This window comes from Sphingobacterium sp. NGMCC 1.201703, from assembly GCF_047784615.1.
Classification (GTDB): domain Bacteria; phylum Bacteroidota; class Bacteroidia; order Sphingobacteriales; family Sphingobacteriaceae; genus Sphingobacterium.
On record NZ_JBLOHD010000012.1, the window covers coordinates 108,307 to 125,256 of the forward strand.

At 43.7% G+C, this 16,950-nt stretch carries 10 protein-coding genes; 5 read left to right on the forward strand and 5 right to left on the reverse strand.

Going from position 1 to position 16,950, the window contains the following annotated elements; all coding sequences use genetic code 11:
• The first annotated feature begins 4 nt into the window (after positions 1 to 4).
• From ACK8HY_RS22015 to ACK8HY_RS22035, 5 genes are all read left to right on the forward strand, one after another.
• Positions 5 to 2,068 carry a hypothetical protein gene (locus tag ACK8HY_RS22015; RefSeq protein WP_416134841.1) on the forward strand — a complete coding sequence of 688 codons (2,064 nt, stop codon included), beginning with the start codon at positions 5 to 7 and terminating at the stop codon, positions 2,066 to 2,068.
• Between the two features lie 227 nt (positions 2,069 to 2,295).
• The gene (locus ACK8HY_RS22020) at positions 2,296 to 3,654 is read left to right on the forward strand and encodes a glycoside-pentoside-hexuronide (GPH):cation symporter (RefSeq protein ID WP_416134842.1); all 1,359 of its coding nucleotides are present in this window, start codon (positions 2,296 to 2,298) and stop codon (positions 3,652 to 3,654) included.
• A gap of 13 nt (positions 3,655 to 3,667) precedes the next feature.
• On the forward strand, positions 3,668 to 4,816 hold the full coding sequence (locus ACK8HY_RS22025) for an endo-1,4-beta-xylanase (protein ID WP_416134843.1): 1,149 nt from the start codon (positions 3,668 to 3,670) through the stop codon (positions 4,814 to 4,816).
• Between the two features lie 11 nt (positions 4,817 to 4,827).
• A complete protein-coding gene (locus ACK8HY_RS22030; protein WP_416134844.1) occupies positions 4,828 to 5,799 on the forward strand; it encodes a glycoside hydrolase family 43 protein in 972 nt (323 codons plus the stop codon).
• 36 nt (positions 5,800 to 5,835) lie between these two features.
• On the forward strand, positions 5,836 to 7,875 hold the full coding sequence (locus ACK8HY_RS22035; protein ID WP_343560795.1) for an alpha-glucuronidase: 2,040 nt from the start codon (positions 5,836 to 5,838) through the stop codon (positions 7,873 to 7,875).
• Positions 7,876 to 7,971: 96 nt separating this feature from the next.
• Here the strand turns inward: ACK8HY_RS22035 and ACK8HY_RS22040 are convergent, their stop codons facing one another.
• The 5 genes from ACK8HY_RS22040 to ACK8HY_RS22060 all read right to left on the reverse strand — a co-directional run bounded on the left by ACK8HY_RS22040 (position 7,972) and on the right by ACK8HY_RS22060 (position 16,901).
• The gene (locus tag ACK8HY_RS22040) at positions 7,972 to 9,756 is read right to left on the reverse strand and encodes a glycoside hydrolase family 2 protein (RefSeq protein ID WP_343560797.1); all 1,785 of its coding nucleotides are present in this window, start codon (positions 9,754 to 9,756) and stop codon (positions 7,972 to 7,974) included.
• Between the two features lie 62 nt (positions 9,757 to 9,818).
• Complete coding sequence (locus ACK8HY_RS22045) at positions 9,819 to 11,453, reverse strand: alpha-L-fucosidase (RefSeq protein ID WP_343560799.1); 1,635 nt, start codon at positions 11,451 to 11,453, stop codon at positions 9,819 to 9,821.
• Positions 11,454 to 11,531: 78 nt separating this feature from the next.
• A complete protein-coding gene (locus tag ACK8HY_RS22050) occupies positions 11,532 to 13,481 on the reverse strand; it encodes a glycoside hydrolase family 97 protein (protein WP_416134845.1) in 1,950 nt (649 codons plus the stop codon).
• Positions 13,482 to 13,515: 34 nt separating this feature from the next.
• On the reverse strand, positions 13,516 to 15,576 hold the full coding sequence (locus tag ACK8HY_RS22055) for a beta-galactosidase (protein WP_416134846.1): 2,061 nt from the start codon (positions 15,574 to 15,576) through the stop codon (positions 13,516 to 13,518).
• A 119-nt stretch (positions 15,577 to 15,695) separates the two neighbouring features.
• Positions 15,696 to 16,901 (reverse strand): glycoside hydrolase family 5 protein, encoded by a 1,206-nt coding sequence (locus ACK8HY_RS22060; RefSeq protein ID WP_343560805.1) that lies wholly within the window; start codon positions 16,899 to 16,901, stop codon positions 15,696 to 15,698.
• Positions 16,902 to 16,950: the final 49 nt, after the last annotated feature.

Genomic DNA, 16,950 nt, shown 5'->3' on the forward strand with positions numbered 1-16,950 from the left:
GACAATGGTATTATTATTATCCGTCACAGGGATTCTATCGACAAAGATCTTGATGGGACAGCAACAAAATAAGGTAATGGATTACAGTAAAGGATACGTGCACCAATCGATCGGAAATCCCTATCTTCCGCTTTGGGAGCATCTTCCTGATGGTGAGCCCCGTGTTTTTGAAGATCCAGATCACCCTGGAAAATATCGTGCTTATATTATCGGTTCCCATGATTTACGCTTTACTAGTTATTGTGGCCCGGATATTCGTATGTGGTCTGCACCCATTGATAATTTAACAAGCTGGCGGGATGAAGGCGCTATTTTTACCTATCCAATGGACGCCAAATGGGATGTTATGTATGCCCCTGACCTTGTGGAGGTCAGAAGGAAAGATGGAAAGAAAGAATATTATTTATTTCCGCACAGCAGAGGGGAGCACAGGGAAGCCATGGTTGTCAAAGGAGACCGGCCAAACGGCCCCTTTAAACCAATAAATCTGACGGAAGATGGCAAACGTACTTTGCCGGGAAGCATCCTGGGCTTTGATCCGGCTGTCTATATTGAATACGTCACTGATCCGAAAGACCCCGATTTCGAAATCGGATTCCGGGCATATGGGTTCTGGGGATTTCAACGGTCAATGGCGGCACAATTGGATCAAAAAACCATGTATTCCCTAAGACCCGGAACTGAAATTATCAATTATCTTCTGCCGGCGAGCGCACGATATGGTGAGCTGCGCGACCCAAAAGGAACCACATATCCGAATATTTTTAAAGGTGAGGATCTGGGAACTTTTAATTTTTTTGAAGCCTCTTCCATTCGAAAAGTCGGCAACAAATACGTTACGGTATATAGTGGTTATTCGGGACCCGAATATGGTGTAGCTAGCTCCAATTCAACCCTACGCTATGCGGTAGCAGATTCACCCTTAGGGCCATGGAAGGGTGGTGGCGTATTGGTAGACTCCCGTGCTCCGGTATTGAACAAAGATGGTTCGGGTATTGAAACCAGCAATGCCGGGCATAATACACATGGCAGTATTGAGCTGATCAATGGACAATGGTATGTATTTTATCACAGACCACCACGAGGATTTGGCTTTGCAAGACAGGCCGTGGTCGAACCGATCAAGGTGGAATGGGACGAAAAATCTGTGAAGGAGGGTGGGATGGTTTCCATCCGTGCCTTTGATCCCTATCAGGAAAACCTGACAGTCAAAGATAAACAAGGGAAGGAGTATAGAGGTGCAGAAGTCACTTCCGAAGGATTCCATTTTTACGGTTTAGCTCCTTACCAGTACTATTCTGCTGGCTACGCCTGTTACCTTTCTGATATCAGTTTACAACAGGATTCCTGGGATGTTTGGGATAATCATATGCCCATAACCAATATGAAAAATGGACATATCGTCGGTTTCAAATATTTCGGATTTGGAGGACTCCATCAGGATAAATTTGGATTGAAAGCCTTTCAAGGAACTAAAAAAGGCAACCAAACAGCCTTCAACCTGTTTATAACACCAAAAACAAAAGCCGCATTTAAGGTCAATGTATGGTTAGATGGTCCTTGGGATAATGAGGTCTGGAAGGGCAAAAGGATTGCCCAAATAAGTATTCCAGCAAATTCCAAATCGGAGGTCACACAGTTTACGGTCGATGTATCCGATGCCGTTGATCAGCTGGACCGCAAGCACGCCTTATATTTGGTTGCAGAAGGTGGAGATGATAATGCACTTTTTGATTTTATTGGACTAGGCTTTAGTTCGAAAGATCAAAAAATGGTACGTCCGATAGCACCGACGGTCGATATTACTGTAGAAGGTAAAAAACTAGCCCTGCCTTCCATTCCCGTAAGATCTACAGATGAGAACGGCATCATTGGATACAATATATATGAAATTGCGGCTCCTATTCAGGTAAAAGGTAAAAAGATCCCTGCTGTAAAAGCATACTCAGCTAACCCCGAGGTGAAGATTACAGTGACGCAAGCAAGTTCGCTGTCAGATCATGCCAAAATCGATTGTGTTTACCGGGGACAGACAAAAAGCTACCTCATAAAATATGTGGCCGATTAATGAACGCAAGGTATCCTTCGAGGGTGAATTTGCTGCAGTGTTTTCTATTATTTCATGTTTAGGAGTCTTTTTTAAACATTTTTATTAGCATATAAAACATTTGTATCAGTCGCCCTCTAAAAGGTACTTGTAGTTTTACCTCAGTAATTCAACATTCGATTAACCAATTATATATGGACCAAATGACAACAGCTGTAAAGTCTGCGAAAGGCTTTTATAAGCTTTCAATGAAACAAAGGGTAGGCTTCGGTGCAGGAGATCTGGCACAGAATCTTATTTACCAGACCGTTTCGATGTACCTATTGCTTTTTTATACCAATGTCTATGGAATATCTGCGGCATCAGCGGGTATCATGTTTCTCGTCGTACGTATTGTTGACGTTGTTTGGGATCCTATCGTAGGCGCATTTGTCGACAAAAGCAATCCCCGTTTGGGTAAATATAGATCTTACTTAGTTCTGGGGGGAATTCCGCTTACGGGTTTTGCCATATTGTGCTTCTGGAATGGATTTTCAGGCTCACTGACCTATGCTTACCTCACTTATGTTGGGCTGTCGATGTTGTATACATTGATTAATGTTCCCTATGGTGCTTTAAATGCTTCTTTAACGAGAGATACGGATGAAGTGACGAAACTGACGTCCATCCGCATGTTTATGGCCAATATTGGCGGGCTCGCGGTTGGCTATGGAGTACCTATTGTCGTGAAATATTTTTCTCCGGATGGAAAGATCAACTCGAAGGACTCTGCCGAAGCCTGGTTTACGACAATGCTTATCTATGCGTTGGTTGGTTTGGTGCTGCTATTTTTTTGTTTTTCACAAACAAAAGAGCGGGTCATTATGGATGAAAAAGATACCGAAAACGTTCGGGTGTCTGATCTATGGCAAGAATTTAAGCATAACCGCCCCTTGCGTATTCTGGCGTATTTTTTCATTACTGCTTTTGCCATGATGGCGGTCGGAAATTCGGCAGGCTCTTATTATATGATCTATAATGTCAATGCGCCGGATATGCTTCCTTACTTTATGGCCTTGGGATCTTTACCCGCATTTATTTTTATGCCCCTTGTGCCGGCAATCAAACGTGCAATCGGAAAGAAGCAAATGTTCTATGTATTCCTGGGGATTGCGATTGTGGGCATGCTGATGTTATATATTATTTCATCAAATGAAACCCTTAAGGGAAATATCGGCTTGGTGCTGATCGCGCAATTTATCAAATCTACAGGGGTTATCGTCGCAACAGGATATATGTGGGCACTGGTACCGGAGGTCATATCCTATGGGGAATACAAAACCGGTAAAAGGATATCTGGAATTGTCAATGCGCTCACAGGTATTTTTTACAAGGCCGGTATGGCCTTGGGGGGTATTATTCCGGGACTGGTGCTCGCTTATGTTGCATTTGACAAAGATAATGCAACAGCACAGTCCGCCACAGCCCAAATAGGGATCCTATGGTTGGTGGCTGTCATTCCAGCGCTGCTTCTGTTACTTGCCATGTATATCATCTCTAAATACGAATTGGATGACAGGACGATAGATAAAATCAACCAGGATATCGAATCCCGACATAATAATTAAACTCAACTAGACCATGAATATACTAAAGACTATTGTATTGGCTGCAACAACCCTTATGGGCGTAAATGTTTTCCCTGCGGCTACATCCTGTATAAATCAGGAGCCTGACTCATTGTCCTTAAAGAAAGCTTTTGAAGATAAGTTTTTTATCGGGACGGCCCTCAACCTCGATCAGATTTGGGAAAGGGATGCTAGGGCCGTTGCAGTCATCAAACAACAATTCAACTCCATTGTGGCTGAGAACTGCATGAAAAGTATGTTTTTGCAACCCCGGGAGGGAGAATTTTTCTTTAAAGATGCTGATCGCTTTATAGCTTTTGGCCAACAAAATAAGATGCAGATCATCGGTCATACATTAATCTGGCATTCACAGACTCCAGCTTGGTTTTTTGTTGATAAAAATGGAAAAGATGTTTCCAGGGATGTATTGATTGAGCGCATGCGCAAGCATATACATACTGTCGTGTCTCGATATAAAGGGAAGGTGTCCGGTTGGGACGTTGTCAACGAAGCTATATTGGATAATGGGGAATGGCGTAAAAGTAAATTTTACGAAATTATTGGTCCCGACTTTATCAAATTGGCTTTTCAGTTTGCCCATGAAGCCGATCCCAATGCCGAATTGTATTATAATGACTATTCAACAGCCATTCCCGAAAAGCGAAAAGGGATTATGGCCATGGTGCAACAGGTGAAAGCCGCTGGCGGACAGATCAGTGGAATCGGTATGCAGGAACATAATGCGCTGGACAATCCATCGTTGGCAGAAGTTGAAAAGACCATTCTTGGGTTTGCAGGTCTAGGTGTGAAAGTGATGGTGACAGAGATGGACATTTCCGTACTTCCACATGTGCGACCCAATATGGGCGCTGAAATTGGCGAACGCTACGCTTACCGTAAGGAGACGAACCCCTATGAAAAAGGCTTGCCTGCGGACAAGATGGCGGAGCTTGGAAAACGATATGTTGACTTTTTTAGGCTGTATCTGAAACATCAGGATAAAATATCCCGAGTGACTCTCTGGGGGGTTGGTGACGCCGATTCATGGAAAAATGGCTGGCCCATTCCTGGTCGTACGGATTATCCGCTCTTGTTTGACCGTCATTATCAAGCCAAGCCTTTTTTAAAAGATATTATAGCGTTGACTCAAAAAAAAAAGTAATCGTAAAAAAAATGAAAAAGAGTAGATATTTATATCCAGCAGACTACATGGCGGATCCATCCGCACATGTCTTTGAAAATAAGATATACATTTATCCCTCTCATGATCGGGAGAGTGGAATAGCCGAAAATGACAATGGCGATCATTTCGATATGCAAGACTATCATGTATTTTCCCTGGAAGATGTACAAGCTGAAGTGATTGACCATGGGAAAGTATTGGCTGTAACAGATATTCCCTGGTCCGGTAGGCAGCTTTGGGATTCGGATGTGACCGAGAAAGATGGCAGATACTATATGTATTTTTCCATGAAGGATAAAAACGATATCTTTCGGCTCGGAGTAGCTATAGCGGATAGACCCTATGGGCCATTTATACCGCAGTCCAATCCGATAAAAGGGAGTTACAGCATAGATCCCTGTGCCTTTAAGGATCAGGATGGATCCTATTACCTGTATTTTGGTGGTATCTGGGGTGGGCAGCTGCAATTTTATCGAAACAATAAAATTGTTGTGCCGAACGAATTGCCGCAGGATAATGACGCCGCATTGAGTCCCAAGGTTGTGAAATTAGCTGCAGATATGCTGGAGTTTTCAGAACCACCACGGGATCTTGTCATCCTGGATAAAAACGGACAACCATTAAAACAAGGGGATTCCGAAAAACGATTTTTTGAGGCATCCTGGATGCATAAATACAAAAACAAATATTATTTTTCTTATTCAACAGGCGACAGTCACTTAATCTGCTATGCCATAGGGGACAACCCTTATGGTCCATTCACTTATCAAGGAGTCATCTTATCACCGGTTGTCGGCTGGACCACGCATCATAGTATTTTGGAATTCCGGGGCAAATGGTATCTTTTTTATCATGATTCTGTTCCATCGGGGGGAAAAACCTGGTTAAGGAGCATGAAAGTGATCGAGCTTGAATATGATGAAAACGGATTTATTAAAACCATAGATGGCATGTCGTCTTAACGAACGATTTTATACATTCTCTAACATTTTTTGATTATGCGTGTGCAGTTGCTTTTATTGATGACGTTGTTGTGTGTCCCTTTTCTTGCCAGATCGGAAGATGGGAGTCGGTTGTGGTTACGATTTTCCAAACTGCCGAAGGCGGTACATAGCGTAGATGTCCTAGGTATAAAGTCAGCGGATCCAACTGTAACTTTGGCAAAGCAAGAGCTGTTGGACTATTGGAAGGGAGCTGCGATCACCCTGCAAATCGATGTGAAGCAAAAGCAGTTAAAAGATGGCTATCAAATCAATCAGAACGAGAAAAAAATCCAGGTTGTCGCCAGTCGTCCAATCGGCTTATTATACGCTGCATATCATTTGTTGCGCCTACAAGAAACAGGTGGGCAGTTATCCTCTTCCAAAATCATTGAGACACCGTCCTATGATATTCGTGTACTGAATCACTGGGACAATTTGGATGGTACCATAGAACGCGGTTATGCCGGCCATTCGCTATGGAACTGGGCGGAACTGCCGAAAAAGCTATCACCTAGGTACGAGCAATATGCGCGGGCTAATGCTTCAATCGGTATAAATGCTGCCGTATTGAACAATGTAAATGCTTCTGCACAGGTATTGGATGCGGGGTATCTTGTCAAAGTGAAAGCGCTAGCAGATGTTTTTCGCAAATATGGGATCAAAGTATATCTATCGGTGAATTTTTCTTCTCCCAAAATTTTGGGTGGTTTACCAGATTCAGATCCCCTCCATAGAGACGTCCAACGCTGGTGGAAAGCCAAGGCTAAGGAAATTTATACCTTGATACCCGATTTTGGTGGTTTTTTAGTCAAAGCGAATTCAGAAGGTCAGCCCGGGCCACAGGATTACGGGCGGACACATGCGGATGGGGCAAATATGCTTGCCGATGCACTAAAACCCTATGGAGGAATGGTGTTTTGGCGGGCATTTGTTTATCATCCCACCAAAGATGACCGAGCTAAACAAGCCTATCAGGAGTTTGTGCCACTTGACGGGAAATTTAGGGATAATGTTATTGTCCAGATAAAAAATGGACCAATAGATTTCCAACCCCGCGAACCGTTCAATCCATTGTTCGGAGCTATGCCGCATACAGCAAAGATGCTCGAATTTCAGTTGACACAGGAGTATTTAGGCTTCTCCAACCATTTAGTGTACTTGGCACCCTTATTTAAGGAAGTATTGGATAGCGATACTTTTGCTCATGGAGATGGATCTACCATAGCCAAGATGACAGATAGCAGTGGAAATCTACATCGGAAAACTGCAATCGCGGCTGTTGCCAATATAGGCCAAGATAGCAATTGGACAGGTCATCATTTTGCGCAAGCCAATTGGTATGCTTTCGGGCGGCTGGCCTGGAATAATACACTTTCTTCAGCGCAAATCGCAGCGGAGTGGATAGGCCTCACTTTTAGCCGAGAGGAGGCTTTTGTCAATCCCGTTAAGCAAATCATGCTGGACTCACGTGAAGCTGCCGTTGACTATATGATGCCACTAGGCTTGCATCATTTGTTTGCCTTTGACCATCATTACGGACCCGAACCCTGGGGCAACATACCCGGTGGTCGTCCGGATTGGATGCCTTGGTATTATCATAACGCAGATAGCCTGGGAATAGGTTTTGAGCGTAGCATATATGGGAGCAATGCTGTTGCGCAATATAATCCACCCTTGGATAAGCGATATGGCGTTCGCGCAAACTGTCCGGAAAATCTGTTGTTATGGTTTCATCATGTGCCCTGGGACTATCGGATGAAAAGTGGTAAAACACTTTGGACAGCGTTATGCTACCATTATGATCAAGGGGTTCAGAAAGTTCGTGAATTTCAAAAAGTCTGGGATCGAATGGAGCAGCATATAGATCCTTTCCGTTTTAGATCGGTACAATCCAAGCTTAGAATACAGGCACGCGATGCGGTGTGGTGGAAAGACGCCTGCCTGCAATATTTTCAACTGTTTTCGGGGCAGCCTATTCCTTACGAATTAGAGCGACCTATTCATGATTTAGAAGAATTAAAAAAGATCAAATTACCCTTACGCCATCATAATTAAGGCGATCTCACCCTCGATCATGGATTTTAACATCAGCAGATCTTCCCGATGAATAAAAATCGGGAAGATCTTAGCAACAGCCAATGTACTATACCATTAATCGTATTTAAAGTTGTCAGCGACAATATACCAGGCTTTCTTTTTTTGGCCTCTTTCAGATAATAATCCTTTTCTGTTCCAACCCTTTTGATAGACAGGATGGGCCCTTCCAGGCGAACGAAAGTCGACCAGGAGCCATGGTGTCAATCCACGTAAGAAGGAAATGTTTTTAAACATGCTAAATTGACGTTTATAAATATCCACAAGATAATCTTCACTCCAACTGCTCGCCCTTTTTGGGTCTATATTGTTTCCAAAAACCGCCTCGCCACCAAATTCCGAAAAAATAAGCGGTTTATTGAAGTGGGATATCCACTCGACTTCGCTATCATTCTCGGGCCATGCTTTGTACCATCCAATGTATTGGTTGATTGCCATAACATCCATCAAACGATTCATTTTATCTTCGATATAGGCCTTGTTGCCTTCAAAACGCATGTTATTAAACGCTGATGTTACAAGACGGGTATTATCCAAGGCCTTTGTGAGGTGATAAAGTGCCGTGAGCGAACTGTCTCTGGCCGGGGAGGAGTAAGTTTCGTTCGAAAGGCTCCAGATAATGGTTGCCGCCCGATTTTTATCACGAGCAATCATCTCCCGAAGCATTAAATTCATTTTTTTCATCATTCCGGGATCTGCAAAATCAATACCCTGATATATAGGCAATTCTTCCCAGACCATCAATCCCATTTGCTCAGCCATTTTTATCATTTTTTCATGATGTGGGTAATGTACTAGACGCACATAATTACACCCCAGCTCTTTCGCCCAATCCAAGAGCATTTTATAATCACTTTCGCTATAGGCCCGTGATCTACGTTGTGGGACTTCTTCATGAATATTAACCCCTTTAAGAAAGATGGATTTGCCATTCAATAAAATATTTGTCCCATCAACTTTGATTGTTCGAAAACCAATTTCTTCCTCGATACGATCGGTTTCGGAATCGACCTGAACGGCATATAATTTCGGAACTGCAGGTGTCCACAAGGTCTTCTTACGAAACGGAATTTTAAGCCTGGCTTTTCCGGTGCTATCTGTTCTTGTTTTATAAATAAAGTTCAATTCGGGAATGCGTATTGCAATCGCTTGTTCTTTTTTAGGGCCATCTAGGGATACATAGCCATTGATGATATTTTCATCCTGCTGCGATAGCTGAATAAAATAATCCCTGATATAGGTCTTTGGCGTCTGTACGAGATCGACATCCCGTGTGATTCCACCATAATTGAACCAGTCGAAACCGAGACCAGGTATGCCATCTTTCATCCGTTGATTATTTGCTTTCACGATAAGGCTATTTTCGCCAATTTTGACATGATCGGTTACTTCAAACTGGAAAGGTGTGAAGCCACCTTCATGTTCACCAATCTTTACCCCGTTCAGATAAACTTCGGCCTTATAGTTTACGGCTGCAAAGTGGATAAAAAACCGGTTATCCTGTTTTGTTTGGATCTTAAAGGGACGTTTGTACCAGATGCTGCTTTCATAATAGTTGAGCTCAGGAAGTTGAGAATTGAAATCTCCTGGTACATATAGTTGATGACCACCTTCAAATGCGGATTCCACAAAATCCGTGTTGCCCAACGGTTTTCGATCTTTATAATATGCAGCCCAATCACCAGACCCCGCATCAAAAGGATCGATAATGGCCTCCCATAAGCCATTTAGACTGGTTCTATGCCGTCCCTCGATATGAATCATTGCTGATTGTCCGAATAACAGGGATGGAAATAAGGAGCATAGCGCTAAAATGATTTTTATGTTACAAGGTGTTTTCATGTTCTAATTGTATCAGCGATATCTTGGAAATAAGTTGGATATCTTGATGAAGAAAAAATGGTTTAATTAATTTTCAGTACCAATGAAATTTGATTGGGCTTATCCGAAGGCAAGGCAACGTGGAGTGCGTCGTCATCTTGTTTAAATGCCAGTTTTTTCTGATGCCCCAATAGTGATACTGTTTTAACCGTTATTGGATCAACGGTGTTATTCTTCTTTCCGAAAGATTTGATCATGATTTTTCCATCCGTTGGCCATGCCAGGACGTGGGCGTAGATCGCATCGCCTTTTTTCACAAACCGGATATCCCTAGCGGTATAGTTATTTTCTTTGTCCTCATTGAATCCAGCGGCATTCAATGGTTTCTTCTCTTCTGTACTTGGACCCTCGCCATATGTTTTCCAGGGACGGGTATCAAAAATTCCCTCCTTATTAACCTGAATCCAATCGCCTATTTCATGCAGAATTTTCTCTTCTTTCTCGTCAATGCTACCATCGCCCTTGATAGGAACATTAAGCAGGAGGTTCCCATTTTTACTGACGATATCAATAAGCATATGGACAACTTTTTTTGCCGACTTGTAATTGTTGTTTTCATAATCAGCTTTGCTATAATGCCAGCTTCCCAGGCAAGTGCAGGTCTGCCAGGCTTTTTCTTGCACCTGGTCCGGAACACCGCGCTCGACATCCCATACCAAACACTCTTTTTGTTGTTCGGATAAGATTTTTCCAAACAAAACGGCATCGACTTTTCCCTTATTTTTCTTCGCGTTACTGTTATAAAAATGGGCCGCGATATCGAGCCCGACTGTGCTGATAGGCCATAGAGGGAGTGTAGTATCATCAAAATAGAGCAGGTCCGGCTGATAGCTGTCGACCATGTCTATTGTTCGTTGATAGAAATTATCAATATACTCCGGTGTCGGTTTGGATGCACCGTTATGCCAGTCCCACTGTGCCCACAATGATTTTACGTCTTCACTTCCCTTGCTAAGGGGATGGTTTTGCCGATACAGCTCCTGGGGATCGTAGCCTTCCCACCATTTTCCTTTTCCCTGTTCTTTGCTGAGCTTTCCATCATAAGGTACTCCCTTTAGTGGTCCCGACCGATCTGCCCTTTGGGCTGTTTCATACCATGTCCATGCATGGGAGGCATGGATGCTCACACCGAAGGGAAGTTTATTTTTTTTCGCCGCCTTTGACCATTCGGCGAGAATATCACGTTTAGGCCCCATATTGACCGAATTCCATTTTTGATACTTGCTATCCCACAGATCGAAGTTGTCATGATGGTTTCCCATTGCAAAAAAGTACTGTGCACCTACCTTTTTGTAGAGTGCCACAAGCCGTTCGGGATCCCATTTTTCAGCCTTCCAGGTAGGGATGATATCCTTAAATCCGGCTACTGAAGGATGTCCATAAGTTTTTACATGTGCATTGTATTGCCCGCTGCCTTCATCATACATACCACGTGCATACCAGTCGCCCTGCTCAGGTTGGCATTGTGGACCCCAGTGTGCCCAAATACCGAATTTGGCATTACGAAACCATTCAGGCGCTTCGTATTGCGCCAAAGATTCCCAGTTGGGCTGAAATTTACCAGGCAAGTCTACCGGACTTTTTTGTTGGGCTGGAGCATTTAATGTAGCTCCAAGGATTGTAAAGAGTACTAATGTCTTAAAAATGTTCTTGTTCATAACAGGATTTATCGTTTCTTTAGTTAAATAGTGTGCTACTTTAAATAATATTTTTTTACATCAATTCGGATCTAAACTTTACAGTGGCCTAATGATTGCAACATAGCCGCCACCGCTGACCATTGGTATTTTTATCGTTTTCCCAGCTTCGATTATCCTACTTTTTTTCTCGAGTTTTGCAGGGACTCTTTCCGCGTCTTTTGCATCCTGCCAGTAGTCCAGCACATATTTTCCAGCGGCTAGAAAGCTTGTAGGTATTGTAATCGTGCGGGACATGCTATTGGTCATGGCACCGATAAACCAGTTTTTTTCAGAACGTTTGGCCAGTACAATATATTCCCCGGGATAACCATCAATGAAGCGCGTATCATCCCACACCGTCGGAACGATTTTTAGAAAGTCACTCCCGGGTTGGCCCAACACATGCTTCGGGTGGTCGCAGAATACCGTAAGGGGGCTTTCATAAATGACAAATTTGGCGAGCTCGGCACAGCGGGTATTCATCATCAGGGTTGGAGATTGTTTCTTAAACTGCGCTGGAGTTACATTGAGAAAACCGCCCGGGGTATAGTCCATTGGCCCTGCCAGCATACGCGTAAACGGCAAAGTGACATTGTGAGCAGGTTTGATACGGTCGGAAAATTTCGCATACTCTTCGCCCAGGACGCCCTCACGGGTTATCATATTCGGGTAGGTCCGTTCTATTCCATCAGGTTTATACGCTCCGTGGAAGTTAACCATCAACCTGTGCTCGGCGGCCTTCTTAATTACTTTATGGTACCAGTTTACCATCTCCTGATCGTCGCGGTCCATAAAATCTATTTTTACGCCGGCGATGCCCCAGCGCTCATACAGTGCGAAAGCTTCCTCATAGGCGTTGTTGCGATTGGCGTCGGTACTATATAGCCAAAGCCAAAGACGCACATTTTTTTTGCGGGCATAGTCAAGTATTTCTGGCATGTTGATTTGCGGTGCCGGTTTGGTAATATCCGCTTGAGCTTGGTTGAAGGGGCCGTACCATTGCCAGTCGATCAACATATAAGGCCATCCCTGCGTAGAAGCAAAGTTGATATACTCTTTTATAACAGCAGTTTCCATTTTCACTTCTCCGCTCCACCAGTGATCCCATGCGCAAAGTCCCGGTTTTATCCATGCGGGGTCTTCGATCGCACATGCAGGATTAAGCGACTGAACAATTTCGGATTCGATAAATCGTCCCGGATTATCGCCAATCATGACCACGCGCCAAGGGGTTTGGATTTTGTCCGAGAAACGAGCTTTGGCCCCATCTTCTTTTTCGCCAGGTAAGGGGGAGAGTTTCGTCGTGAGCAATACCTGTTCCGTCGTATGATCTGCAGCCCGACTAATATAAAAACCGGGATAGTTATAAATGTTCGCTTCGGTAATAGCCAGATAGTTATCTTTATCAACTTCGATCAGTAGTGGAAGTCCGGTTAGGGTCTGATCGCTGATTCCCGCTAAAGGGAGTTTATCGAATTCGCTTTCCTGACTGGACGTAAAACGTGGTTTGTATTGTGCTGCCCAAGCGTGAGCCTGACTGGATACAGAAAATCCGGTCATCTCCCGGATTATCACCCGATTTCCAATTCTAGCACTGCTGAATAGTTGATAGCGAAAGGCGATTCCGTTATTATAAGCTCTAAAGAAGAGGTCCAAGCGGCGTTTCTCACCTTCTTTTTCGATCAGGCTCAGCTGTGTTTCATTCCACTGCAAATCGATATGGGCATGTTTGTTCTTCACTACTGGAGCCCAGGAATCACGCTTCGATGTGGTCTGAGGAGTGTTTAGCAGCATAAAACCTTGATGCATCGGGGGCTCGTCTTGCAGTTCAAAGCCTAAGGGTGAAGGATCTATTACCTGTTTGCCTTTGTAGGAAACAGCGTAGGAAAGTCCGTGAGATAGGTCTATGTCCAAACAAATTTTTCCATCCGGCGATAGTAACGTATAAGTCTGGGCCGAAAGGCCGGATGTTATCGCGATAAATAGGATAATTATAAGTGCTCTCATAGTAAAGTCAATGTTTTGGTAATTAGCGTGTCGTTTAGTTTTGTTCCATAATGAGTACTTCCCAGGGATCCAATACAATCTGTTGCCCCGTCTGCGTGAGCTTGTCTGAAATAAGTTCTTTCGCTGGGTCACCTGTATAAGTAATCCGTTTTGTTTCTGTACTGTAATTAAAAATGTAATGAATTGTCTTACCCCATTTATTCTTTCCTGAACGCTGAATAATTGGGAAAGTGTAATTGTCGGCAGTAATGACTTTCGCTGCGATAGCCATTTTTTTGATGATCGTATGGAGTAGTTCTTGTGATGGATAGCTGCCGATATAAGTCAGTTTTCCTTTACCATAGCTGTTTTCTGTGATCACTGGCCACTTGCCAAAGAAGGGATGTTCAGCATAGGCCAGCGGTTTGGCTGTCTCAGGGATCAAAAATTCATACCAGTCACCAATTTGGTTTTTATCCGTCAATTGAAAAGGATTATCTTTGAGCCGCATGTCTCCGATGGTGGAGAACTCTTGATAATGGAATCCGCAGGCCTTTCTTAACGGCCCGGGAGCAGCTGTGGCCCGGACGGCCGAATGTTCGTTACAATAGCCACTTTTGTACATCATCACGACATGGCCGCCCGCTTTTACAAACTTGTCAATGGCCAGCAGCAGCTCATCCGTAGCGACATAGAGGGGCGGAATAACCAGCATATCGTAGCCTTTAAAATCGGTGATTTTATCACAGGGGATAATATCAGCTTCAATGTTCTGAAAGTAGAGTGCCTTATGAACCATATCGATGGGATAATTGTTTTTATAGGTATAAGGCATAAAATTCAGTGCGTGGTAGGAATCGTGGCTATATAAGATTGCTGTTTTATTTTTCTTCTTCAAGTCCATAAGACGATCCCCTATCCTTGCCAGTTCCTGTGCGGTGGTTTTAAATTCATCGTATATTCTATTCGGTTGGAGATCGTGCCCCAATACACCGCGCCAATACGTTTCCTGCCCATAATGCAGCGTAGACCAATGCCAGTATTCCACCATATTGGCACCGGAAGCATAATGGGCATATACATTTTGCCGGAGCTGTCTGTCGTATGGCGGGTATTGCGTACGTGCATCCCAGCCTATACCTTGTGCGTTGGTTTCCATGACAATATAATTGTTCTTGGCAACCGTCCGGACAAAATCGCCTGAATAAGCAATGCGCTGTCCGTCTTGTTTATCCTGTACGTCGTGATAAATATTGATAGCGGGGTATTGCATCTGGCGAAAGCTTTCTACCTGATCTACGTTGTGAAAATCAGGCATGAAGCAATGAGTTATAAATTGGTCCTGACGTTTATATGCATTGACTATATTACATTGCCAATTCAGGAAGTCCGCTACCTGCTTGCGGTTGTAGCGTTCCCATTCGTTTTTATAGGAAGGATTGGTGACACCATCGCGGGTATAGAATTCCTCCCAGGTACGAATATTCATGCCCCAATAGTTCATTCCCCAGGCTTTGTTGAGTAAGTCGAGGTTGTTGTTAAAACGGCCTTTGATGTAGTTACGAAAGCCGATAAAATAATCCCTGTTGTTTATCCCGCGTGCTTCTGTTTCGTTGTCTACCTGATAGCCAATGACTCCAGGATGCTTTGCATACCGTTCCATTAGCTTGCGGATGATACGTTCACTATAGTATTTAAAAGTGGGGTTGCTCAAGTCAATATTTTGCCTGATGCCATAATAAGCTTTGGTACCCCGCTGATATTCGGCCAAAACCTCGGGGTGCATATGCGCAAGCCAGGCCGGAATGGAATAGGTCGGTGTACCCAGAATGATGCGAATACCAGCCTGATGCATTTTGTCGATAACGCGGTCCATCCATTCGAATTCAAAGACACCTTCCTCCGGTTCAAATAATCCCCAGGTAGATTCGCCCAGCCGCACGACATTGAGCCCGGCATTTTTCATCAATCGGATATCTTCATCCAGACGCTCACTGGGCATATATTCGTGGTAATAGGCTGCTCCGTAGAGCGGTTTATCGAACTTGTATTGTGCTTCAAGCGAAAATACTGCAAGAAATAGGAGGCAAAGCAGAATATAGTTTTTTTGTTTCATGGTTTTTGGTACCGGGTTGTGTTAAGGGCTAGAGACGTACATGGTACGTCTCTATGTGGCATTTATTCAAAAGTTGCTTTCACATGGCTTCCATCGGAGGCTTAGGGAAGACCTTGATTTTAATTGCGTGGATATTTAGCAGGTATTGCCATCATTTGTTCTAAAAAGACTGGATCCTTGAATTTACTGGTTGTTCGCTCATATTGCCCAGCACCCTGAACATCCCAAAGCATGGGACACATACCACGTGAATAAATCGCTTCGGTGACCGAGACATTAAATAACCTGACCACCTCCTGTGTTCTGTTCTTTGAGGAACATGCATATTCGCCAATAACGACGGGAATTCCTTTATCGACACAATTCTTCTTTAACAGCTCCATATTGTCATTGAGCTCTTTAACTTCCTGTGCCGTGCCCCAAGACGGCACACCGACACCCCATCCGGCGTCTTCACCGTTACCCAATATGGCAAACAAAGGTGGCGTATAATAGTGTACGGTCAATGCAAGATGTTTAGCCGGATCGGCCGGAATTTTGGTTAGCGGGTCAAAGGCATACTCGAGACCAGTGTTATAAATTTCCACTAAAAGATGGCGCTTGGCATTGTTGCCGCCCGATTTCCTGACGATGTCGACAAAAAGCTGGTTCAGCTCGTTTACGTATCCGAATGCTTTTGCTTTTTCGGTTTGCCCGCCCTTCCAGGGAGTCCATATTTCATCGTAACCAATTTCATTCATGGGTTCGAATAGCAAATGATCTCCATATTTTTCAAAACGGTTACAGAGCTGCTCCCAGATAGAAGTGAACTTTTTCTTAGCTTCGCTGTCTGTCGGGACTTTTTTGACCCATTCATTTTCATGGTGAACGTTTATAATGGCGACCATGCCGCAATCGAGTGTCCAGTTTAAGATCTCTTCGACTCTATTGAGGAGATCTGGATGGATCCTGTAATTTTCCGCGTTGTTCATCATATTACTCCAGGTGACCGGAATTCGTAAGGAAGAATAACCGGCTTTTGCATAACCTTCGATCATTTCTTTCGTAATGAGGGGACTTCCCCACGCCGTCTCGTAATTAGAAATACTACTTGGGTTGATCCAGTCGCCCGTTGCGTCCAGGGCATTACCGAGGTTAATCCCCAAACCCATTTCATTAACTAACTGGCTGGTACTAAAATTTTCCCTAATGGAGAATTTACTATAAGCAGGTTTAGGTTCTTCTTTTGTTTCAGGTTTGCTGAGCTCCGTATTTGCCTTTATTTCCTTGTTGGAGCATGCCGGAAGAACCAGCAGCATAAAAATGTAACTTAATAGTGTTTTCATTTGAATAATTTTTAGGTGTGTTTTTAAAATCATGTTATGTAGATTAATG

Bases quoted from the DNA above. Each gene is read 5' to 3' on its own strand.
- ACK8HY_RS22015 (WP_416134841.1), top strand. From the start codon at position 5: ATGGTATTATTATTATCCGTCACAGGGATTCTATCGACAAAGATCTTG.
- ACK8HY_RS22020 (WP_416134842.1), top strand. From the start codon at position 2,296: ATGAAACAAAGGGTAGGCTTCGGTGCAGGAGATCTGGCACAGAATCTT.
- ACK8HY_RS22025 (WP_416134843.1), top strand. From the start codon at position 3,668: ATGAATATACTAAAGACTATTGTATTGGCTGCAACAACCCTTATGGGC.
- ACK8HY_RS22030 (WP_416134844.1), top strand. From the start codon at position 4,828: ATGAAAAAGAGTAGATATTTATATCCAGCAGACTACATGGCGGATCCA.
- ACK8HY_RS22035 (WP_343560795.1), top strand. From the start codon at position 5,836: ATGCGTGTGCAGTTGCTTTTATTGATGACGTTGTTGTGTGTCCCTTTT.
- ACK8HY_RS22040 (WP_343560797.1), bottom strand. From the start codon at position 9,756: ATGAAAACACCTTGTAACATAAAAATCATTTTAGCGCTATGCTCCTTA.
- ACK8HY_RS22045 (WP_343560799.1), bottom strand. From the start codon at position 11,453: ATGAACAAGAACATTTTTAAGACATTAGTACTCTTTACAATCCTTGGA.
- ACK8HY_RS22050 (WP_416134845.1), bottom strand. From the start codon at position 13,481: ATGAGAGCACTTATAATTATCCTATTTATCGCGATAACATCCGGCCTT.
- ACK8HY_RS22055 (WP_416134846.1), bottom strand. From the start codon at position 15,576: ATGAAACAAAAAAACTATATTCTGCTTTGCCTCCTATTTCTTGCAGTA.
- ACK8HY_RS22060 (WP_343560805.1), bottom strand. From the start codon at position 16,901: ATGAAAACACTATTAAGTTACATTTTTATGCTGCTGGTTCTTCCGGCA.